The organism is Micromonospora sp. NPDC005367, assembly GCF_040606825.1.
Lineage (GTDB): Bacteria > Actinomycetota > Actinomycetes > Mycobacteriales > Micromonosporaceae > Micromonospora.
This window is the reverse complement of sequence record NZ_JBEXFP010000005.1, coordinates 141,982-163,959: the sequence shown is the minus strand read 5'-3', so window position 1 is coordinate 163,959 and position 21,978 is coordinate 141,982. Positions and strand designations below refer to the sequence as shown.

The following is a 21,978-nucleotide window of genomic DNA, read 5'->3' as shown; positions in this document are numbered from 1 at the left end:
TTCTTCTTCATCACGGCCGCTCTTTCCTGGACTCTCCAGTTGGGGGCGGGCTGAACTCTTCTCGTCGGCCGCCGGCCGTCCCGAGTTGCGGGACCGTCGGGGCACGGCCGGAGCGCTCGTTTGCAATGAGCTCCTCCAGCCAGCGGACCTCGCGCTCACAGGCTTCAAGTCCGTGGCGCTGCAGTTCCAGGGTGTATGCGTCGAGGCGCTCGGCCGCCCGTGCCAGTACGTCGCGAAGTCCCTCGCGACGCTCCTCGATCTTGCGTCGGCGACCTTCCAGGATGCGGAGTCGGGTCGCCTGGTCGGTCCGGGCGAAGAACGCGAAGTGCACACCGAAGCCCGTGTCGTCGTACGTCTCGGGCCCCGTCTGTGCGATGAGCTGGGCGAAGCGTTCCTTGCCCTCCGCGGTGATTTTGTAGACCACCCGACCACGTCGGCTGGTCAGCGCGGGAACCTCCTCGGCGGTGGCGGGTGTTTCAGCAGCTTCGGTGATCCAGCCCGCCGCCTGCAGCCGGCGCAGGGTCGGGTAGAGCGAGCCGTAGCTGATCGCCGCTCGGATTGCGCCGAGCTTTGCAGCCAACTCCTTGCGCAGCTCGTAGCCGTGCATCGGAGACTCCTGCAGCAGGCCGAGGATGGCGAGCTCGAGCACGGGCCATCCCCTCTTACCCTCTGCGCGGAGCGGTAACCGCCGCGATGTATCGGACCGATACATCGCACGTTAGTCGCTCGCCCCGATCAGGGCAAACCCCGAAAACGAGGTCCCCCGACTACGGATAGTCACCCCGGTCGCCTCGTTCGGCCGGAGCGCGTACCCTTCTCCGCATGCGTACGCAGCGCCAGGTTGTCGACTACTCGCTTCGGAAGCGAGCGGTGCTGCGTGAGCTCCTGGCCGGCCGGGTCGGCACGTACGACGTCTGCGACGCCTCGCCGTACCTCAAGAACGCAGCTCGGTTCCATGGCGAGCCGACCGACGAGCGCTGCCCGATCTGCCGGAGCGAGAACCTCATCCACGTCCACTACATTTACGGCGACGAACTCAAGCAGTCCGCCGGTCAGGCCCGCACACTGGCGGAGCTGCCGGTGCTGGCGATGACGCTACGTGAGTTCCAGGTCTTTGTGGTGGAGGTGTGCCTCGGCTGTGACTGGAACCATCTTGTCGAGCAGTACCTGCTCGGCCGGGACGGCTTGGCCGAGGCCGGGTCGGAGGGCGACGCAGTGGGTGGCGACGTCTCCGGCACGGTACGGCGAAGGCGAGAGGCCCAACGGTGAGTCCATACCGGTCGCCCGGTCCCGGTGTCCTGCAGGAGCGCCAGGACGGACGACGGTGATTGGTCTGATAAGCCCGATTAATCGGGAAACGGTGTTGCGCGTCCGGCACTCGTGTGTCGTGCAGACGCGTGAATCGGCTCACGGCAACCCGGTGGTGGCGCAATCGTGCCCCATCGCGACCGGCAGGGTGTGAGGAATGAACTCGTACGGCGATCCCAGTTCGCGCGGGCGGGCCCAGATCCCGAATCCGAGCGGAGACCCCGGACGTGGGGGGGACGGCTCATACGGCCGCCCCGGCGAGGACGCGCGCGCAAACGGCTGGACAGGCCAGGAGGCCTCGGCCCCCGCCGGACGCGCCTCGGTGGCGTCCCGAGGCACCGGCTCGGGCGGGCGCGCAACCGTCCCGTCGCGTGGCGGCGCCTCCGGTGCGGCGTCCGTCGGTTCGGCGTCGGCAGGTGGCCCCGGGCGGGCGTCGGTGCCGGTCTCGCCGGCCCCGGGCGGTACGTCCGGACGCGCGGGACGGGCCTCGGTCCCGGTCTCCCCGGCCGGTCCGGCCGGTCGCGCCTCCGTCGGCGCCGCAGCGGTGGGCGCGGCCTCCGCCGGCCGGGCGAGCGTCGGGTCCGCGTCGGTCGGCGGTCGCGCCTCGGTGGCCAGGGCGAGCGTCCCGCCGGGGGCGGGTGGGCCGGGTGGCCCAGGCGGACCGGGTGGACCCACCGGACCACGCCGTGGTCGCGGTGCGGGTGACTCGGCGGGCGCGGCGCGGGCGAAGAAGCGCAAGCGGATGAACTTCATCATCGCCGGGTTCGCGGTTCTCGTCATGCTCGCCGGTATCGGCGTCGTCGGCTTCACCTACTACTCCACCAACGTGGTGCTGCCGCAGTCGTTGCCGCTGCCGCTGTCCACGACGGTCTACATGAGCGACGGAACGACGCCGATCGCCAAACTCGGCGAGGAGAACCGGCAGCTCGTAAAGATCGATCAGATCCCGCAGTACGTACGGGACGCGGTCGCCTCCGCCGAGGACCGCAACTTCTACGAGCACTCCGGCGTCGACTACAAGGGCATCGTCCGGGCCGCTTGGAACAACTTCACCGGCGGCGACAAACAGGGTGCCTCCACGATCACCCAGCAGTACGCCCGCAATGCGTACGAGAACCTTCAGGACGACACGTACGCCCGCAAGGTGAAGGAGGCGATCTTCGCCTCGAAGCTGAACGACCAGTTCAGCAAAGACCAGATCATGGAGCACTACCTCAACGTCATCTACTTCGGCCGTGGCGCGTACGGCGTCCAGGCGGCGGCACAGACGTACTTCGGCAAGGACATCAACAAGGTGACCCCGGCCGAGGGCGCGGTGCTCGCCGCGCTGATCAAGCAGCCGGAGGCCAGCGCCACCCACAAGGGGTACGACCCGGCGGTCAACCCGACCGACGCCAGGAGCCGCTGGGACTACGTCATCAACGGGATGATCGAGAAGGGCTGGCTGAACGCCGCGGGCAAGGAGCCGGCGCCGACCGAGTACCCGGAGGTGCTGCCGCCGAAGAAGGGTGGCGCGGGATTCGGTGTCGACACGCCACGCGGCAACGTAATCAACTATGTCCGGAAGGAGATGGATGCCATGGGCATCTGCTCCGACTCGGGCGCGGCCGGCAAACCGAACTGCGTGGACGAGTTGCGGGACGGCGGCTACCGCATCACGACCACGATCAACCCGAAGATGCAGACTGCTGCCGAGAAGGCCGCACGGCAGTCGGTGAAGGGCTCGGAGCTCTACGGTCAGCCGAAGAACCTGATGGCGGCGGTGGTGTCGATCGAGCCGAAGACCGGCCGGGTGCTCGCCTACTACGGTGGTGACAGCGGTGTCGGCTTCGACTACGCCGGCAAGAACATCGACAAGAACGGCGACCTCACCGGCGGACACCCGCCAGGCTCGTCGATGAAGGTCTACACGCTGGCCGCCGCGATCGACGATGGTATCTCGGTGAAGTCGCACTGGGACGCGACGCCGTTCGTTCCCGAAGGCGAGCCCAAAAAGAACGAGATCGGCAACGCCGGCCGCGGCGACGGCATTTGCCACAAGTGGTGCACCCTTGAGGTCTCCACCGTCCAGTCGTACAATGTGCCGTTCTACTGGGTGGCAGACACGATCGGTGCGGACAAGGTCGTCAACATGGCCAAGCAGGCCGGCGTGACCACCATGTGGGGCGTCGACCCGCCGCGCGCCTACGACCTGTCGAAGAAGGAGCGCAACCCGTTCGACAACCGGACCGGGTTCGGCAAGTACCCGATCACCGTGCTGGACCACGCCAACGGCATGGCGACGTTCGCCAACGACGGCAAGTACATCAAGGCGCACTTCATCCGCAAGATCCAGAGGCAGGACCGGGACACCGGCAAGTGGGTCAACGTGCCCGGCACCGGCGAGCAGATCAAGCCGCAGCAGCGGATCAAGGCGGAGGTCGCCAAGGAGGTGACCGCGGTGCTCAAGGAGATCCCGGGCAAGAACAGGGCGTCGCTCGACGGCGGCCGCGAAGCCGCCGGTAAGACCGGCACCTGGGAGTACGACAGCGACGACAACGCGCACGCGTGGATGGTCGGCTACACACCGCAGGTGGCGACCGCCGTCTGGGTGGGCAGCCGGGACCAGAACAAGCCGCAGATCCGACTCAAGGACGGCACCCACATCGGTGGTTCCAGCCTGCCCGGGCCGATCTGGAAGCGATTCATGGACGCCGCGCTCAAGGGCAAGGACAAGCTGGACCTGCCGAGCATCACCGGCATGGGCGACGACAAGGCCGGCAACGGGGTCGAGCCCGCACCGCCGCCCACGCAGCAGCCGCCCCCGTGCGCCGACCCGTTCGGTGTGCTGTGCCCGCCCAGCGGTGGCGGAAACCCGGGCGGGGGCAACCCCGGTGGCGGAAACCCGGGCGGTGGCGGTCCCGGAGGCGGGAATCCGCTGTTCCCCGGCGACGGTGGCCGTGGCGGCGGACTGCTACCGAGCACATCACCCGAGCGAAACTGACCTCACCTTCTGACGCCGCCGGCGGCCGGACAAGCGTCCGGCCGCCGGCGGCGTCAGATTATTCCCTGGTAGTCCTCAGCTCAGGTCCGAACTCCACAGAGCGCTAGCGGTGTGACCCGAACGTTTGGCTTCGCTCAGCAGGCCAAGACCGTGGCCAGGATCGCCAGCGCACGCGTCGTTTCGCTCAGTGCCCGGCGCAGCGCCTCGGCCGCCTCCCGGTCAAGGTGGATGCTTGCTGGTGGTAGTGCCTCCTGGCTTACGAGAATGCGTCGCTCCAGCTCATTGACCGCGGCACCCGGTGCGATTCCCAATTCCAGATCGAGCCGGTGCCGTAGGCCCCGGATGGCGGCTAGCGATTCGACCGTTCGCCCCGCCTCGTGCAAGGCCTCAGACAGGCGGCAGTGCAGACCCTCGTGATAGGGATATTTAGCGACCCAGGACTGCAATTCGGAAATGATGGAAACTCCGGCTCCCCGTGCGAATTCGAGAGCCACCAGGCTCTCGATGGCGCGGAGGCGGGACTCCTCCCAATGAATGGCATCCGCTTGTAAGGCGTCCGAGTGGATGTCCTGGAGCGCATTTCCGCGCCACAATGTCAGCCCTTGGCGGAATAGAGCGGTCGCGTGCGCCGCATCACCGGACCGGTGGGCGATCTCCGCCTCGGCGCAGAGCCGGCGAAACCTCAAACCGTCGACGTGCTCCTCGGCCGACTGCAACTGGTAGCAGTTGCCATGTCGGACGATCTGTTGGCCCGAGGCATTTTGCGACAGCAGGGCGCGGAGTCGGCCCAGGCGATTTTGAATCTGCTGACGCGCGGTGGCTGGCGGATCGGCGTCCCATACGGTGTCGATTAGACGGTCGATGGTGACGTCGCGGTTGACGTCGATTACGAGGCGGGCAAGCAGTTTGCGACCGCGCTCTCCCGAAATGTGGAAAGAGGAATTGCCTGATCGCATGGTCAATGGACCGAGAAATTGAAATTCCACAACTGCCCCCGTGGCTTTCTCCTGGCCGTGGGACGGCCGCGCTCAGCATAGCCGTTCCTCCATGTCCGTCAAGGACTGAAGAAGGGGTGAACGGGACAATATGTGCGTTGCTGTGGGTACAAAAGGTCACACGGAGGGAGAGCAGCCGTCTCGGGCGGACACCTTGACATGGGGCATGTGCTCGTTCTTCTCGCGGGGTTGCGGCAGGATGCCTCTTCATGAGCACCCAGTCGACGCCCGGCCTCGGCGATGCCCCCACCAGCGATCACCCATCCCGCTCCGACGGGTTCGTCCGGGGACTCTCCGGGCTCATCGGCGGCCCGCTGGGCGACCACGCCGTGGCCCTCGACCGGCCGGCAGGCCGTGAACGGCGGTTCTGGACGGCGGCCCGGATCGTTCTGGCCCTCGTCTGCCTGACGCTGGCGCTGCACTGGGTGCAGAAGTCCCCCTGCCAGGACGGCGCCTGGCAGAACAACGTGCAGTACACGCGGTTCTGCTACACCGACGTGCTCGCCCTCTACTACGCCGAGGGGCTGAACGAGGGCAAGGTGCCCTACCGGGACCATCCCGTCGAGTACCCGGTTCTGACCGGTTACCTCATGGGCGCGCTCGGTCTGCCGGTGCACGCCCTCGGCGACGAGGACCCCGGCATCAACCAGGGCCAGTGGTTCTACAACCTGAACGCCTTGGTGCTCGGCGCGCTCGCCGTGGCCACGGTCGCGGTGATCCTGGCCCTGCGCCGCCGACGACCCTGGGACGCCGCGCTCTTCGCACTGTCGCCGGCTCTGCTGCTCACCGCCACGGTGAACTGGGACCTGCTCGCCATCGGAATCGCCGCGTTCGGCCTGCTCGCCTGGGCGAAGCGGCGGCCCGTGCTGGCCGGCGCGCTGCTCGGGCTGGCCGGCGCGGCCAAACTGTGGCCACTCTTCCTGCTCGGCCCGATCCTGGTGCTCGCCGTCCGCGCGAACCGGCTACGCGCCGCGTTCACCTCGGTCGGTGCCGCCGTGGTGGCGGCGGTCGCGGTCAACCTCCCTGCCGCGGTGCCGTACTGGGAGAACTGGGACCGCTTCTTCGAACTGAACAGCACCCGTCCCATCGACTGGGGGACGCTCTGGTACATCGGCCGTTACCTCGACGGCAAGGTCGGCGGGCAGGGGCCGTTCGAGTGGCTGAACGGCAACATCCCGACGCTCAACCTGCTCTCGTACGCCCTTTTCGGGCTGGTCTGCCTCGGGGTGGCCGCCCTGGCCCTGCTGGCACCACGCCGTCCCCGGCTGGCGCAGCTCGCGTTCCTGGTGGTCGCTGCCTTCCTGATCTTCAGCAAGGTGTGGTCCCAGCAGTTCGTGCTCTGGCTGCTGCCGCTCGCCGTGCTCGCCCGGCCGCGCTGGGGGGCCTTCCTCGCCTGGCAGTTGGCCGAGGTCTGCTACTTCGCGGCGTTCTACGGAGAGCTGCTCGGCGCCTCGACCGGGCGGGCGGTCTTCCCGGAGGGCGTGTTCGTGCTCGCCGCCAGCCTGCGGTTGGTCACCGTGGTGGTGATCTACGCGCTGATCGTGCGCGACATCCTCCGGCCCGAGCGCGACGCGGTCCGGGCCACGTACGCCGACGACCCGGACGGCGGGGTGCTCGACGGCGCTCCTGATGCGCCCTGGATCGCGAGGCGGATGCTTCGACCGTCTGCCGACCTGGCCCCTCCCGGTCTGACCGGGAGCGCGAATGCGAACCGGGCAGCGATGGCCGGTTGATGGGAAAGTGATGACGACGGGGCGGGCTGGGAGCGTCGCTCCGGGCCCGCCCCCACGGCCGGGATGGGGTCAGTTCGCGCAGGACTCCAGGTAGTCGCCGGTGGCGTACAAGAAGAAGAGACATGCGCGCGGACTCTGGTTGGCCGCCGCCATCGGCGTCCAACCAGTCTCACCGGCATATGCGGCGAGGGTCTTCTTGTACGTCACCGAGTTGCCCTTGATGCGGGCCTCGCCGGTCGAACCCGGCGTGTTCGTGTAACGGGTCCAATATGCCTGGCAAGACGTCGAATAGCGGAGTTCGATGTAGACGCCGTTCTTCGACACCACCGAGGCCTTCGTCGAGACGCCGGTGCAGCCTAGAGCATTTGGGTCCTTGCCGTTGCAGGACAGGTAGCCCGACCCGCCACCGTTCCTGCATAGATCTGGATCCACCATCGGCGCTGCAGAAGCTACGCCAGGCGCCGCCAGGAGAGTGCTGAACGTCAGCAGGGCCGTCGCCACGAGGTTGCGGGCTCGTCCGGAGTTGATGAGTTTCGCCATGTCCTTCATCCGTTCTAGAGAGGAGATGGAAAACCGTAGGCAGCATGCTCATCATCTCGTCATCGTTTGGCAAGCGCGGGGCGTGCACTGCTGTTCCCGGTCGAGGCAGGTGGACGGACTCGGGGTGCGCCAGCCGCCGCGGGGTCGGGGATGTTGTGTCGACGCACTGATCCGCGCGGACGTGGTGATGTTCAGCCATTGGGGGTACCAGGGTGCCCGCCGGCAGTGTGGGCGCCACCGTTCGGTCAGCTGGCCAAGGTCGTGGCCAGGAGGGCCGGCGCCCGCGTCGTTTGCGGACTACTCCGGGGCCTTGGGGCTCCGGCGGCCCGAGCTGGCATGAACCGCTTAGGCCCCGGCCTGAGTCGAGGCCCGTACGGCCCGGGCTAGCGGAAATTTCTTCCGCGGCCCGGGCCGCGGCCCTAATCGCTCACCGGCGTGTGGTACCCCACGAGACGATGAGCGCCACCAGCCGCACGAGGGCGATGGTGCCGCCCCAGCCGAAGATGAGCAGGGCAAAGGCCAACGGGGCGTCCTGGGCAATTACTAACCACACGGTCAGTGCGATGGACAGGACGAGGTAACCCAGCAAGGCACCCGGCCACCGCGCCGGTATCGCCGAGCCTGCCGTCCACGCGATTGCGAAGACCAGGCATGCAAGCACGAGGAGGAACATCGTTCGTTGCCTCCTTCGAATCAGCTGCTGTAGTCCGGATCATACGCGAGATTCCGGTCGACGCAGAAGTGCGCTTCGGACGGGTTGACGCCCGGATCCCCAAGCGGGAATGCCGTGATGTCCCATGGATTGCCGCTCTTATCCGTTGCTGGGCCGCACGGACCGTATGGATTGGTCCATAGCGGAGAGTCAACGTTGGGGTCCGGAATCCTGCTGAAGGCTTTGAAATCTCCAGTCCACACGGGACTTGCGGAGGCCCGCGCCGCGCCGTTGGTGTCGATTGCTCGGCCGTCGGCGTAAAGGTACTGGCTGGGCATGTGGCTGGCTCGCAGGATCGGCCGATCGCTGTTCTTGCGAATCGTGCCGTCAGCGCAGTACCGGAAGTTCAGCTCCTGCCAGATCGGTGGGGCTTGGCCGAAGATCGACCCGGTAGCCCCGTCCTTGAAGAACATGTTGTAGATGTTCTCCACCAGAGTGCCAACCTCAGTCGGCACTCTGGCGTCATTCCGGACCCGTGCACTCCAAGCCCGGTAGTTGGCCGGCACCGACGTGCTAAGGGCCGGCCGGTACCCAATCGATCCGCCCGCGGTGAAGAGAGCGGCGACACAGCTGCCATCGGCGGTAGGAGCGCCAACGAGGTCGGTAATCGTCGGTTTCTTGCCAGCGTATGCGTATGCCCGGCCGGGCAGGATGCCGTCGAGCTGAGGCTCCGCGAGCCGGACGCCTCCGTCGTGCGAGTTCAGGTCGGGCAGCCGGTACGACAGGTCCGGCAATGGGATGCCGTAATCGGATTTGATGGCCTTGAAGGTTTGCAGGACGAAATCCGGAAGGTGTGTGTCGCCGGTGCGGTGGTCGTAGGCGACCGACTCGCTGCCTTGAACGACCTTGCCGGCTGAGGTCTTGACGAACGAAACTTGCGCCCGGGCCCGAATCTTGAAGGCGGAGTCATCGGTTTGGAGAGCCGTCGGCAGTGTGTCGGTCGTCGGACGCTGGGTGTATTTGTTTGCGAAGTTGATCCAGGCTGCCACCGAAGATCCGGCCGGATGGTCGGTGGCGCTGGTTCCCGAAGCCAGCACCCAATTCTGCCAAGTGTCCATCGCGCTGCGGACGCTCGGGGTGACGCAGGTCGGGTTGGTGCTGCCGGCGCAGGGTGCCATGCGGGTCAGCGGAATCGACATCGACATCGCCCAGTCGTAGAGCGACTGGTGTGACGCGAGTGGGGTGTCGAGCCAGGATGACGGGGCCGAGGTATTGATGTCCTGGTTCTCGTCGAAGTACGCCACGGCGTCCACCGTTTTCTCGACATACGTCCCGGAAATGGGCACGACCGCGATGGCGTCCCAAGCGATCGCCCTGTCTCCGGTACCTCCGTCGATCAGATTTCCTAGCGTGACCTCAGGTTTGGCGTCGAAAAGGAAGGCGCCCAGAGAGACCCACCTGTTTGTCTCGCTATCCTGGTTGACAACGCGGGACCGAATCCCCTTGGCCGTCTTGATGTCGTACCGGACTCGGGCATCGGAACCGGTGTTCGGTACGTGTACCAGAATCTGGGCCGGCCCATTGACCGCAGTGTCCAGAGTCCATCTGCCGGTGACGCCGAACGGCATACCCTCGGCATCTGGAGCGTGTGTAAAGCTGTACCAGAGGTGTCCCCCATATCCCGCACCCCGCTGGTGGAAGTCGACCTTCGAACGGAACATGCCTGCGCCATCGCGGTTGAAGGTCAATTCAAAGGTACCTGCCGAAGGAGCCCGAGTACACGGGGATCCGTCGTTGAGTCGGCGGACTGCGGGAACCGAGTCCGGCAGATTGTCGATCACCTTGGCCCCCGTAGGTAGGCCGACGATGGAGCAGTTCGGTTCGTCGTTCGTGCCGTCGGGCTGTTCGGGGTAGGTGGTGTCGAAGCGCAACAGCTCGTTACCACAGTTGTCCCGGGAGCAGTCCCGATAGTTAGCGATGGACGAGTGCCACCAGCAGTGCAGGTCGTATTTTCCGGAGGCGTTCTTGCTGACACAGGGGCCGGCAGGCTCACCGGACACGGAGGGGTCGTCAGGAGTGACGCTACGGTTGATGTCACACTTGTTCTCCTCCGGGAAGCAGAAAAAGCTCCGCGGTGGCTGCGCCGCGCTCCGATCCAGCTCCGTGACCCACCAGGAGGGACGGAATCCGGGGCCATCGATCGTGGCTATCGAGTACGCCGCCCAGCCAATGACCTTCTCGGGGTACGGCCAGTCCTGCGGGTGGGCGGCATCGTGCGGGTCCTCGTTGAAGAACAGCCGGCTCGGCGGGTACTTCGGGTTGACCGGATTGTTGCTCCAACCGAGTCCCCAGTTACCTTGGCCGTCGGTGCATGCCGGCCCAGGGTCGCAGCCCGTGGTGTTGCCGTTGGCCGCGTTGGGCTGCAGACCGGAGTTGTATGCCCAAACGGGCATGAACCAGCTCTCCAGCCACTGCGGGTCGAAGCGGTCCTTGGGCAACATGTTCTTGGACTTGAGTAGGTTCCACTTCGACTGGAGGATACGAAGCCCGCCCGCTATGTTTGCTGTGTAATCGAGGGCGGCGGCACGCTGCTGCGTGGCGCTGAGTATTTGCTCACCCGGCTTGGGATGCTCGGCTTTCCGCATCCCGTCGGTGATCTGGGTCAACCCGTAGCCGCAGTCGCTGTCCGCGAAGTTGATTACCCAGTCGTCGCTCGGGTCGTCGTTGTACGTGTCCCGGCCGTAATAGTTACCGATTAGCGCGTTTCCGGTGCTGCCTGATTTGACGTGGCCGGACGCCTGCCAGAGGTTCGACTCCTGCGCCATGATGCCGAGGAAGACCTGGACCGGCACGCGACCGCCGTCAGTCAGGTCGAGAGGCGGAAACAACTCTTGTGGCTTGTATGACGGTAGCCCGGATTCCTTCCAGTTCGCCGGGCGGGATAGGTTGAGATTGCCCACGACCGCTTGGTCCGCAGCCCATTCAACCTGGCGCGCCGTCGGCTGGTAGGTCTGCGCGCGGGCATCGTTGCGGGCGACCGAACACCAGGCGTCGGTATCCACCGGGTCCGTGGCCGACGAGGTGGAACTGGATGCCCGCTCACCGGACGCCGGAGAGGAGTTCAGCGGGTGCGGAGCGGATCCTTCAGCAATCAGTGGTGCTGACCGAACCCCCGGCCTGACCGTGAAGGTGGCCTTCTGGCCGGTAGCGATGATTCGAGTGGAGAAGGACAACGGCTTCGGGCCCTGCGCACCGCCGGCACTGCGGTCGGTCATTGCCTCCACGTACGCCTTCGACAACGTTCCGGCCCCGGCACCTGGTTTAGGGCGTGCTGAGTGCAGAATCGCCAGCTCGCCAGCGGTGGACGGCTCCGAGGTGGCGGGGACGTTCAACCGCTTCACACCAACCGGCAGGTGTCCCGTCAGCCTCGCCTCGCCAAGGAGAAACGCTCGCCGCCCAGTGCCGGGCCGAAGGTCGAAGCCGGTTACCGGACCGGAGGCAACTGTGGTTGGTCGTCCGGCAGCGGTGAGGCTGGGCAGGCGACGGAGGGTGCTGGTCCGCTCGCCCGGATCGAGGTAGAGCAGCCCACCAGCACCGTCGAACGTGAGCCGGAACGGTACCGATGAGGTCCGGGTCAACATGTGCCGGGCTCCGCCCGGCTCGATCGAGACCACGCTCATCCCACTTGCCGCGACGATGAGGTCAGCGGCCGCAGGGATCGCCGACGTTGCCTGGCCGGGCAGTTCCTGGGTGCGGACGACCTTCCCGGCCGCCGCGTCGACCGTGACCAACCGGGTAGCCGGCGGCGCTCCCGAGGGATCCGATTCTCCGCGTGCCTGCGTGATGATGGCACGTTCTCCCGCACCGCAACCCGGGTTGAAGTAGGCCAAGGATCCACGAACGGGCAGCTTGGTTACGGCACCCGTGGAGGTGTCGACGACCGCGGTGAAGGCCCCCCGGTCGAAGAGTTGATCGCGGTTGGTGAAGGCGCGGGGTGCGTAGGCCACTACCGCCTTGCGGCCGGACTCGGTCAGGCAGACGTTGCCAATCCACTGATCGGTCTCGACGCCTGGCTCCCGCAGGGTTGCCACCGTACGCCAAGCGTAGGCATCGGCCGCCGGAGCCATCAGCAGATGAAATCCCGTCTCATCGCCTGCGGTTGTCCAAGCGACATCCGACGACCGTTGCCATTCGCTTGCCAGGACCCGAGAGCGGTCACCGGGCTTTACCACGGACTCGGTGAGCGCCGCCTGTTCTGATGCGTCCGGCTGGCCCGCCGACGGGACGCTGGACAAGTTGCGTGCGGAGGGGACGGCGGCGGCCGCCGTTGGTGGTGTACCGAGGAGTGAGGCGCTCACTGCGAGGGCCGCTATCCCCCCTAAAGCGGAGACGAATACCCTTTTTTGCATGCGTCTTCGTACCTTTGCTTGTTCTTTCCGTGCGTACCACGGAACCGCGGTGCCCATCACCCGGCAAGGGTGGTCCGGCATCGGGAGGCGGATATCGGGGTGGCCCGGCAATGATTAATTCGCAGTCCGAACTGCGAATTAATGCAGGGGGCGTTGTTTGAAGTAGCTCGCAGTGATCCCTCTATAGGTGACCTCCGATTCCTGGATTTTGGAGGCGGATAGGCGTTGTGAGTGGACAGGGTGGGCTGGGTCAGCCTGGCATCGGCGGTCATCACCGCACCATCGACCGCTCATCGCTCCGATCGAGTTGGATACGCGCTGTGGCGGATCGGGAGAGGGCGCCAGTGCCCTTCATGATTCGACAGATCCGCTGCCGATGCGGTACGTCACTCTCGCGGCGTCGAAACCCGCGGACCGGGTACCGATTCACCCAGGAATTGAGGCTTGGTTTCCGGAGCATCCAGCGCGTACGAGCAGGCCACTTGCCCGAGAGCGCCATGCTGTGGCCCGACAGCGTCCATCGATCGTGCACAGCGGTTCTGGACAGCGACGAGGAAAGCCTGGCCCTGGCCTGTCTGACCCAGACAGCTGATGGCGTTGGTGTCCTGCCATGAGGATGGGGCGGAGCGTGGTGGCTGGTCGATGGGGGAATGATGATCGCGATGATTACGGTGGGCCGATCACCACGAGTGAGAGGGGAAATCGCTTTGTCTCGGTTATTGAACTTTGCGAAAACGCGGAATTTCCTGGCGGCGACAGTGCTGGCCGCCGGTGCCCTCGTGGCTTCGCCGAACGCGGCGTGGGCGGGCATAGCAGCCGATCCCGACCTGTGCCGGAACGGTGGCGGATCCGGTTACCTTTCCTGCAACGGTAAGGATCCCAACTCGTTGGGCTGCACTGGAACGACGGTGGCGGACGGCGTGGCGAAGAACGGTGTCTACATCGAGCTGAGGTATTCCGCCGGCTGTCAGGCATACTGGACCCGGTACACGAATCAGTACGGATCGACGGGCGAGGCCCGCATCAAGGGCAACTCGGTGACGTACAAGAAGACCTTCGCCGCGTATGCCGGCGAGACTGGGTGGACGCCGATGGCGGCCGCCAACCAGAGCCCGCGTGGCTGCCTCTACTTCTACTACTCGGCTCTGGGTGAGTGGATGGAGTACTGCGTCAACTGACATCAAGAACGCAAACGACGACGGCATGCCGCTCCATTCGAAGCGGCATGCCGTCGCGTATGTGCCGGCGGACCCACCGGCGCGCCCGGCCCTCACAGGATTCCAGGTATTCGCTAGCACGCGAAGAAAAGAGATAAGCGCGCGGCCCTGGTTAACAGCCGCCATCGACGGCCGACGCGACTCACCCGCACAACCAGCCAGCGTCTTCCTGCGGCGGATCTGGCGGCCCGGTGGCGGCTCGACGCTTTGCCGAGCGGACCGCTAGCGGTGGCCGGCTGACCCCCGACGGAACGCCGCTGGGGGTACGCGCCTCACGTACCCCCAGCGCGTCATCGGTCAGACGCCGCCCGGCACGAATGCCACCGCGTCCATGCTGATCGACTTCTCGCTGGCTCCTGAACGCGACGTGTCCAGCTCGACGTAGGCGTTGGGCCCGAGCTGGAAGTTGCCCAGGAACACCCAGGAGCCGCGATACGCCTCCTGATCCACCTTCACCATCCTGGTTCGGCCGTCACCGGTGACGACCGCGTAGATCGCGTCGTTTACCCGCCCACCCGTAGGCGGGATGTAGACGAAGATGCCGCTCCGCCCGGTGTGACTGGTCGGCGGCCACCAGGTGGCAAGCACTCGGAACGGGCCGAAGCCTCGCGCCCGGGTGAACCAGTGATGCCCGCCAAACCCGTTATCCAGCTGATGAGTATCAATTTTCGACGTCAGCTCGCCGTTCGCGTCCTGCCCAAACCAGATGCGGAAGGTGCCGTCGTTGCGCGGCGCGTTGTCGCACCGCGGCATGGTGACGCCCTCAGTGACGCTGTCGACGATCAGAGCGTTGGACGGAAGCCCGGCCGCGCTGCACTGGGGCTGGTTGTGCGTCCCATCCACCGGCTCAGAGTAGTTCTCCGGGACGTCGTACCGGATCCCCTCGAAACCACAGCTCTCGTCGCAGTCGTCCTTCCAGGTGACCGGTTCGTGATACCAGCACTTCAGGTCGTACTGGCCGGCACTGTTGCTGTGCATGCACGGCCCCGGTGGTTCCTCCTCCGTGCCCGGCTCGGTCGGCTTCACCTCAACCCCAGGGAAGCAGTTGTTCGTGGTGTTGCAGAACAGTTCCGGCCTTGGCTTCTGCCCGGTGCGTCGCAACCTGGCCACCAGCGGGTCGCCGATCCAGTAGGCGGTGCGGAAGCCCACCCCGTCGTCGCCCGTGTCGATCGACTGCGCCGCCCAACCGATGACCTTCTCCTGGTAGGGCCAGTCCTGGGGGTGCGCCGCGTCGCTGAACACCGGAACGTTGTCGTCGAGGTCGCGCGGATCTGCCACGTCCAAAAACGGGTGGCGGGTCGGGTCGTACCGAGGGTTGATTGGGTTGTTGCTCCAGCCCACGCCCCACGGCGAACCGTCACCCTTGGAGGGGTAGAAGCCGCTGTTGTACGCCCACGCCGCGAAGTACCAGTTCTCGATCTTGGTTGGATCGCCGTTGTTGATGATGAGGCCGTTGGAGTAGGTCTGGTTCCACTTCTCCTGAAGGATCTGTAGCGACGCGGCGATGTTGGCCGCGTAGTCCAGTGCGATGGCCCGCTGGTGGATCGGCGGTCGCGCCTGCTCGCCCGGCTTTTCCTTGCCAGCCATCCGCATGCCGTCGGTCACCTGCCCGATACCGTAGCCGCAATCCGCCTCGTCCCAGTGGATCCGCCAGTCGTCGCTGGTGTCGTCGTCGTAGTAGCTGCGTCCGTAGTAGTTGCCGATGAGCGGGTTGCCGTACTCTCCGGACTCGGTCTGCGACGCCTGCCAGAGGTTCGACTCCTGAGCGAGAATACCGAGCATGACCTGGGCCGCGACGTGCCCGCCGCTGACCAGCGTGTGCGGCTCGAAGAGCTGTTGAGGGGAGTACGCCGGCAGTCCGAACTTCTTGAAGTTCGCCGGACGGACCTCGGTGAGTGCATCGAAGATGGCGTAGTCGACCGCCCACTCCACCTGGCGAGGACGAGGATGGTAAGCGAGCGTCCGCATGTCGTTGCGCGGCACTGCACACGTGGGGTCCGGGTCCTGTGGGTCGAACTCGGGAAAGTCGACGTCCGTGGTCGCACCCCTGGGAACAGCCGTCCGGGAGGTCGCGTTCGCCTGGCGTGCGGTGGCCGGTCGGGGGCTGCCCAACGCCGGGCTGGCTTCGGCCGACCCTGCTGTAGCGACGGGGGCGGGCGCCACCTGGAAGGAGACCGACTTCTGGGTCTGCGGCACCACCGCCTGCAGCCGGACCGGGACTCCACCCGCGGGAGGGATGCTGCCCGGAAGTGTCTCCTCGGCGGTCATCGTCCGCTCGAAAGCGAGCCGGCCGGTAGTGGAAACCTCCGCCCTGGCCGGTACGTCGAGCTGTTGCACGATTCCGGGCAGTGATCCGACGTTGGCCGGTTCACCGGTCAGGAAGACGCGCCCGCCAGCACCGCGTTCGAGCCCAAAGGAGCCCAGACCGCCCTCGGCCAGTGTGACCTGCCTGCCGTTGGCCAGCCGACGGGCCCGCATCGAGGCGCCGTCGAGTTCGAGGTAGTTGACGCCACCCGCACCGTCGGGCCGGATCGCGAAGGGTACGTTGCTCGCCTCGGCGAGCTTGGTGGTGCCCCCCTTGCCGTCGACCTTCGTCAGGTAGGCACCCAGCGCACCGACAAAACCGTTTTCGACCGGAACGGCCGACGTCATCTGGCCCTTCACCGTCACCTTCGGCCCCAGCTCCACCTGATCTGCGTCCAGCCGCAGCAGCCGGGTGCCGGGCCGCGCCTCATCACCTTCTTGCGTCAGTGCCACCGCCTCTCCCGCGCCACAGCCCGGATTGAAGTAGGCGAGGCTGGTGGTGACCGACAGTTTCGTCACCGCGCCGGTCGCCAGGTCGACGATGGCGGTGAAACCACCGCGCGCACTGAGCTCGGCCTTGTTCGTAAAGGTACGGGGTGCGTACACGACCACGACACGGCGCCCCGAGCCGGTGACGCAGGCGTTGCCGATCCAACGGTCGGTGTCGAACCCGTTCTCGCGAAGGGTGGCGATTCTGTGCCACGTGTAGCCGTCGGCCGCCTCCGCGACCAGAACGTGGAAGCCCTCCGCATCCCCGGCGGTGGTCCAGGCCCGGTCCGGCGACGAATGCCACCCCGTACCGATCACCCGGTCCCGTTCTGCAGGAGCCACCGCCCCGACGGCCGTCGCCCGAGGCACCGGCTGTGGCTTCGCCTGCGCTGGCGGGACCCACAACAGCGCAAGGCCGACCGCAGTCGCCGCAAGCACCGCCATAGGCTTACCCGGACGGCGTCCGAGCCTGCCGATCACACTCATCGCTCTCTTCTCGTTCGTCACGGCCGGTCATTCCTCGAGGTCAGCGGGGTGACGTCGTAAACGGCGGCGATCCTGTCGGACCCGACCATGTGATAGCTGTACGGGTTTTGGCCGTCACCGTCGTGCTGATGAACGAGGATGCCCTTGATGGTCACGCCGGTCGTGGTGCCGGCGGCCAGTGTGAAGACGGCGGCGCCCATGTCGCCGGGCCCGAGCGGCACTGCGCTGCAGCCGATCTCGTCAACTTCCTTCAGGTACTCGTACGCATTGCACTCACTGCCATCGGCGAGTTTGAAGGGGCGCCGACCGTCCCAGATCGGTCCGCCATGGTAGTGAGTGCTGATGTTGGTCATGTTGTGGGTTTCATTGGAGTCACCCTGGGAGGTCGGGATGTACGCGGTTTCCGTGCCGACCTCGTCGTCGATCTCGGCCTCGCAGAAGACTCCACGCTCGGCACCGGAGATGCAGACGCTCTGGCCGGCGACCGGAGCCTCCCAGCCACCGATCTGCCAGCCTGTCTGGCTCCACGGGTCATCTATGTAGAGGTACGGCTCGGCTCCGCCCTTAGGGATGGTCAACGAGACGCCGGAGGTGGCATCGACCCCGATGCCGGTCGTCGGAGTGTTCACGACGTCGCCGCTCGGATCGACGAATGTGCGGTGAGGACCTCCGCAGCTCAACGCCCCGACCATCAGCTCCTGGGTGCCGAACAGCACCGGGAAGCTGGAGGTGCAGTGGTACCGGTTGTCGACATCGATCACTTCGTTGGTGCCTGCGGCCCGGGTCTTCCAGCCGTGGTTCCCGCCGGTCGCGTCGGAGTTGATGACGTGCGCCCCGCCCCAGGCGGGGACGGCGTCGTCCTGTCGGCTCGGGTTCGGCCAGTTGCCGAGGGCAAGCGCGCTCACCCGGTCGCCGGCGCCGGTCGTGCGGGCAGTGCCCGGCACCGCTGGTGAGCCCGCCCGGGGGCGCGGCGCTGTGCTCTGCGAAGCAGGCTTGACGATCTTCGTCGCGGTCCGGGCCAACGTCACGGGCACCTGGGCGTCCGCGAGGGCGGTCGGAGTCTTCGTCCCGGCCACCGTGGCGGTGATGCCGGCTCCGGTCACCGGATAGCCGATCGAGACGACCGAGCGGTCCCCGGCAGCGCGGAGTTTCCGGCCGATCTCGTCGGCGGCCCTGGACAACTCCTGAGCGGAGTGTGCGGCCGGCCGTACCGCGACCGGCACCTTGGCCGCCTCCTGGTCGATCATCTTCCGACTGGCCGACGGCAGAGGTCCCTTCCAGTAGACGGTCACCGTCCCCTTGCGCAACGCTACGCCGGCGAATCCGGAACCCTTGGTTGCCTGGGCAGCCTGGCGGATCCGCAACGCCGCCTGGACCAGCGGCTCCTCGCTGGCCATGCGCGCCCGCTGCGCGGGCGTGACGCCTCCGTGGTCGCCGGACTCCGACGGTGCCTCTGCGGGCCGCCCGGCGGGTTCCGGTGTGGGCGCGCTTCGCTGCTCGGCGTGCACCGACGTCGGCTGAACGGCCAGGACGGCGGCGGCGAGGCATGCCGCCGTAAGCCATCGTCTTGTTACTACCCGCTGCTTCAACCTAATCCCCTCTTTTCGAGACCGGTCGCGCCGCGATGTGTTGACGGCGCTACCAGTGAGGCAGCATCAACCACCTGCTCATTGCGGGATCATGATCGCCACATCACCGGACCACGGCCGTGGATCCGATCAGCCGGAGCGCGTCTGGAAGTCCCGGACGGATGACGAGGGACCGAGCGGCGCAGAGTTGCGCCGCCTGGTCCGGTGTTGCCCGCTACCGACTCAGTACTTGTCGGTCCACCAGGTCGTCGGGCCGGCCGAGGCGCGCGCCTCGGCGAGCAGGTTCGCGTCGTTGACCATCTGCGAGTAGTAGGCGCCCTCGAAGCCGTTGTACTCGACGCGGAGCCGGCCGTCGGGGTAGTAGCTCCGGATGTACGGGTAGTAGAAGTCGTTGGGGACCCGGGTCCAGGCTGTGCGGCAGATTGCGCTGTAGCGCAGTTCCAGGTTGATGCCGTTGGTGTTGACCCGCGCGGTGATCGCGTCGGCCGAGCAGGTAGTGATTCGGCCGTTGTAGTAGATGGCGTACACGGATGGGTCCTTGCCGTCGCAGCTCGATCCGCAGCCCGAAGTGGCCGAGACGGTGAACGGGTTCGCGGCGGTGCCGAGGGGAGCGGCGGTTGCCGCCTCCGCCGGGGTGGCGACGGCAAGGGCGGCCAGCGTGGCGAGCCCGGCGAGGATGGTTCGGATTCGCGCTTTCATGGTGGTTCCTCCCGCTTCGCGGGGCCGTCTTGGTGCCGGCCCCGTTCATTGCAGGAAGCTTCACATCACCTGGCACCATGTCCGCACGACCGGATCACCGGATCGTCATCGCCCGCCAGACCCGGTCGGTAGGTTCGTGGGCAGCGCCGTCGGCAGGTTCGTGGGTAGTCCGCTCGGGAGGTTCGTGGGTAGTCCGCTCGGGAGGTTCGTCGGCAGTCCGGTGGGTAGGTTCGTCGGCAGTCCGGGCTGGCCGGACGGGGTCGGTTGCGGCTGGGGAGTGGCCGACGACTCGCCGGGCGAGAGCCGGTAGACCACCGCGTCGCCCATCTCCTCCCGAGTGATGCCGAGCCAGTCCACCGGACTGTCGACGGACATCTCCCACGGCGTGCCGGCGATCTGGTCGCGTAGCAGCACCACGTTGCGTACGCCCAGCGTGCGCAGGTAGTCGACGCTGGTCTGGTCGGGGAACGTCTGGGTCACCCGCCGGACTTCGTCCAACTGCTTCGGGGTGAAGCCACTGCCCCCGTTCACGATGTCCTGGAAGTGCGTGGTGGACCAGAGCATGACGTGCTGGTCGAGGCTCTGGTTGCTCGGTAGCACGAGCATCGGGCCGTCGACCAGGCGCATGGCGGCAGGCTGGGTCGGGGCCACCGGGTGCGGCGTGGTGTTCAGACCCTCGACCGCCACCAGCAGCAACGGCAGCAGGGTGGCCAGCCGCAGCCACGGGCCGGGCCAGGACGGGATCCGCTGCCTGGCGAGGTCGTACACCCGCTCGGTGAGAGCCGTGACCGCGCCCGCCGCCAGCAGGCAGAGCAGCAGCGTGGCCCAGAGCATCAGCCGGCCCGGCGTACGCAGCCCGTTCCAGCCGGGCAGGTGCTCGAACAGCGGCACGTAGGTCCAGGTGCCCCCGAAGAAGCGGGTGCCCATGGCGAGCACCATCGTGCCCAGCACACCGGCGAGCAGCAGCAGACGGTGCCGCAGCTTCCAGACCGAGAACAAGAGGCCGCCCGCGGCCAGGGCGTAGAGCACGAAGCCGGGTAGCAGCGTCATCTCCGGGTGCCAGGGCAGCGCCGCTCGCGCCCCCTCGTGCAGCCCACCCCAGATCCGCGACTCCGCCGGCGCGGTGACGAAGCCGGAGGCGGGCGGGGAGAAGAGGGCGATGTCGCCGATCGACCGTTCGGCGTTCGAGTGCAGCTCGGTCACCTTGAAGTAGGGGATCGCCATCAGCACGCCGACGGCGGCGAAGAGCGCCCCGCCGACCAGGTCGGCGACGAGCAGCCGGGTACCGAACGGTCGTCGTACCGCCCAGAACCAGGTCCGCCGGACGTACCAGATGACCGCGGTGACGAGCACTGCGGCGCCGAGGAAGTACACGAACGGCAGGCCGATGCCGAAGCCGAGGCTCAGCTGCCAGGCCGCCACGAGCCAGCCGACGTAGACCCAGCCGTCGTGTCGTAGCTCGGGCCGGTAACCGTGCCGGAGCGACCAGCCGTGGCCGCGTGCCAGCATGGCGAGCGCCAACGGAATGCCGCCGTTGGAGAGCACGTGCAGGTGGCCGGCCTGGGACAGCAGCCAGGGGGCGTACGCGTAGGCCACCCCGGCCACCGCCGCGCCCGTGCGCCCCGAGCCGAGCTGCCGCGCCAGCGCGTACGCCCCGAACGTGGCGAGCGCGTGCGCCAGCACGAACATGATGTTGTAGCGGAGGACGGCGGCCTCGGGGCCGGTGCCGATCATGCCCGCCGGGGCGTAGCCGAGCAGCGTGTCGGAGAACGCGAAGCTCCACAGCTCCGGGAAGAAACTGTTGGACTGCCACAGCTGGGCCGGGTTGGCCAGCAGGATGTGCCCGGACCAGGCCATCTGCCAGGCCTGCAGGCTCGGATCCCAGGTGTCCTGCGGCAGCGTGTAGAGCGGGTAGCGCAGCGTCGGCCACGTCATCAGCACCGCGAGGGCGAGCGCCCCGAGCGTCGCCAGTGTCCACTCGTGGATCACGAAGCGTCCGACGGCGCGGACCGCCCGGCGCGGTCGGCTCGGCACCACCTCCGGCGCGGGCCCGAAGGCGTTCCACGGGTCCTTGGCCTCCTCGGCCGTCTCGCCCGCCTTCTCGTCGGCCTCTGTGGCGGCGGCCTTGTCCGTCGGTCGGTCGCCTGCCTCGCCCCCGGCACCGGGGTCGGCCGTCTCGCCCGCCTTCTCGTCGCCTGCCTTCTTGTCGGCCTCTGTGGCGGCGGCCTTGTCCGTCGGTCGGTCGCCTGCCTCGCCCCCGGCACCGGGGTCGGCCTTCGTGCCGGTCTTCTCATCGGCGCCGGCCTTGCCGGGCGTGCCGATCCCCTCGGTGCTGCCGGGCTCGTCGGCCCGATCAGCCGTGGCCTTGCCGTTCGCGGCGGTTCCGTGGCCCGCGTCAGCCGCGCCGACGGTTGCCATGCCGTTCGTACCGGCCCTGGGGGCATCGGAGGCCGAGCCGACGGTCGTGAGCCCGGCCGCGGCGGCTCCCGGGCCACCCGCGGTCGCCCCGGCCGCCCGGTCGGTTCCCCGCGCGGTCCCGTCCCCGTTGTCGGCCGCGCCCGTGCGGCCGTTCCC

Annotated in this window: 12 protein-coding genes and 1 pseudogene; 4 read left to right on the top strand and 9 right to left on the bottom strand. The window is 67.2% G+C overall.

Annotated features, from left to right (window positions below):
• Positions 1-10 precede the first annotated feature (10 nt).
• The gene (locus tag ABZS42_RS05985; protein ID WP_355142826.1) at positions 11-649 is read right to left on the bottom strand and encodes a PadR family transcriptional regulator; all 639 of its coding nucleotides are present in this window, start codon (positions 647-649) and stop codon (positions 11-13) included.
• A 173-nt stretch (positions 650-822) separates the two neighbouring features.
• Here ABZS42_RS05985 and ABZS42_RS05980 point away from each other — a divergent pair, with 173 nt between their 5' ends.
• Entirely contained in the window at positions 823-1,269 is a 447-nt protein-coding gene (locus tag ABZS42_RS05980) for a DUF5318 domain-containing protein (RefSeq protein ID WP_355142825.1), read from the top strand.
• A gap of 196 nt (positions 1,270-1,465) precedes the next feature.
• Positions 1,466-4,291, top strand: coding sequence for a transglycosylase domain-containing protein (locus ABZS42_RS05975; RefSeq protein WP_355142824.1), 2,826 nt, complete (start codon positions 1,466-1,468; stop codon positions 4,289-4,291).
• A gap of 134 nt (positions 4,292-4,425) precedes the next feature.
• On the opposite strand, the gene ABZS42_RS05970 is transcribed toward ABZS42_RS05975, so the two are convergent.
• The gene (locus ABZS42_RS05970; RefSeq protein ID WP_355142823.1) at positions 4,426-5,277 is read right to left on the bottom strand and encodes an AfsR/SARP family transcriptional regulator; all 852 of its coding nucleotides are present in this window, start codon (positions 5,275-5,277) and stop codon (positions 4,426-4,428) included.
• A 218-nt stretch (positions 5,278-5,495) separates the two neighbouring features.
• On the opposite strand from ABZS42_RS05970, the gene ABZS42_RS05965 reads away from it, so the two are divergent.
• Positions 5,496-7,019 carry a glycosyltransferase 87 family protein gene (locus ABZS42_RS05965; RefSeq protein ID WP_355142822.1) on the top strand — a complete coding sequence of 508 codons (1,524 nt, stop codon included), beginning with the start codon at positions 5,496-5,498 and terminating at the stop codon, positions 7,017-7,019.
• 69 nt (positions 7,020-7,088) lie between these two features.
• On the opposite strand, the gene ABZS42_RS05960 is transcribed toward ABZS42_RS05965, so the two are convergent.
• The 3 genes from ABZS42_RS05960 to ABZS42_RS05950 all read right to left on the bottom strand — a co-directional run bounded on the left by ABZS42_RS05960 (position 7,089) and on the right by ABZS42_RS05950 (position 12,569).
• On the bottom strand, positions 7,089-7,559 hold the full coding sequence (locus ABZS42_RS05960) for a DUF2690 domain-containing protein (RefSeq protein WP_355142821.1): 471 nt from the start codon (positions 7,557-7,559) through the stop codon (positions 7,089-7,091).
• A gap of 427 nt (positions 7,560-7,986) precedes the next feature.
• Entirely contained in the window at positions 7,987-8,232 is a 246-nt protein-coding gene (locus tag ABZS42_RS05955; RefSeq protein WP_355142820.1) for a hypothetical protein, read from the bottom strand.
• A gap of 20 nt (positions 8,233-8,252) precedes the next feature.
• Positions 8,253-12,569 (bottom strand): hypothetical protein, encoded by a 4,317-nt coding sequence (locus ABZS42_RS05950; RefSeq protein WP_355142819.1) that lies wholly within the window; start codon positions 12,567-12,569, stop codon positions 8,253-8,255.
• Between the two features lie 701 nt (positions 12,570-13,270).
• On the opposite strand from ABZS42_RS05950, the gene ABZS42_RS05945 reads away from it, so the two are divergent.
• Positions 13,271-13,798: a DUF2690 domain-containing protein gene (locus ABZS42_RS05945; protein WP_355142818.1), complete on the top strand. Its 528-nt coding sequence runs from the start codon at positions 13,271-13,273 to the stop codon at positions 13,796-13,798.
• 336 nt (positions 13,799-14,134) lie between these two features.
• On the opposite strand, the gene ABZS42_RS05940 is transcribed toward ABZS42_RS05945, so the two are convergent.
• The 4 genes and pseudogenes from ABZS42_RS05940 to ABZS42_RS05925 form a co-directional block, all read right to left on the bottom strand.
• Positions 14,135-16,972 (bottom strand): hypothetical protein, encoded by a 2,838-nt coding sequence (locus ABZS42_RS05940; protein ID WP_355142817.1) that lies wholly within the window; start codon positions 16,970-16,972, stop codon positions 14,135-14,137.
• Positions 16,973-17,133: 161 nt separating this feature from the next.
• Positions 17,134-18,513, bottom strand: coding sequence for a hypothetical protein (locus ABZS42_RS05935; RefSeq protein WP_355142816.1), 1,380 nt, complete (start codon positions 18,511-18,513; stop codon positions 17,134-17,136).
• A 414-nt stretch (positions 18,514-18,927) separates the two neighbouring features.
• Positions 18,928-19,404, bottom strand: a complete 477-nt coding sequence (locus ABZS42_RS05930) for a DUF2690 domain-containing protein (RefSeq protein WP_355142815.1) — start codon at positions 19,402-19,404, stop codon at positions 18,928-18,930.
• Positions 19,405-19,704: 300 nt separating this feature from the next.
• Positions 19,705-21,822 (bottom strand): annotated as a pseudogene (locus ABZS42_RS05925) (hypothetical protein); the annotation flags it as partial.
• Positions 21,823-21,978: the final 156 nt, after the last annotated feature.

Excerpts from the sequence above, each read along its gene's own strand:
- ABZS42_RS05945 (WP_355142818.1), top strand. The coding sequence starts at position 13,271 with ATGATGATCGCGATGATTACGGTGGGCCGATCACCACGAGTGAGAGGG.
- ABZS42_RS05935 (WP_355142816.1), bottom strand. The coding sequence starts at position 18,513 with ATGGCCAGCGAGGAGCCGCTGGTCCAGGCGGCGTTGCGGATCCGCCAG.
- ABZS42_RS05965 (WP_355142822.1), top strand. The coding sequence starts at position 5,496 with ATGAGCACCCAGTCGACGCCCGGCCTCGGCGATGCCCCCACCAGCGAT.
- ABZS42_RS05955 (WP_355142820.1), bottom strand. The coding sequence starts at position 8,232 with ATGTTCCTCCTCGTGCTTGCATGCCTGGTCTTCGCAATCGCGTGGACG.
- ABZS42_RS05960 (WP_355142821.1), bottom strand. The coding sequence starts at position 7,559 with ATGGCGAAACTCATCAACTCCGGACGAGCCCGCAACCTCGTGGCGACG.
- ABZS42_RS05975 (WP_355142824.1), top strand. The coding sequence starts at position 1,466 with ATGAACTCGTACGGCGATCCCAGTTCGCGCGGGCGGGCCCAGATCCCG.
- ABZS42_RS05980 (WP_355142825.1), top strand. The coding sequence starts at position 823 with ATGCGTACGCAGCGCCAGGTTGTCGACTACTCGCTTCGGAAGCGAGCG.
- ABZS42_RS05930 (WP_355142815.1), bottom strand. The coding sequence starts at position 19,404 with ATGAAAGCGCGAATCCGAACCATCCTCGCCGGGCTCGCCACGCTGGCC.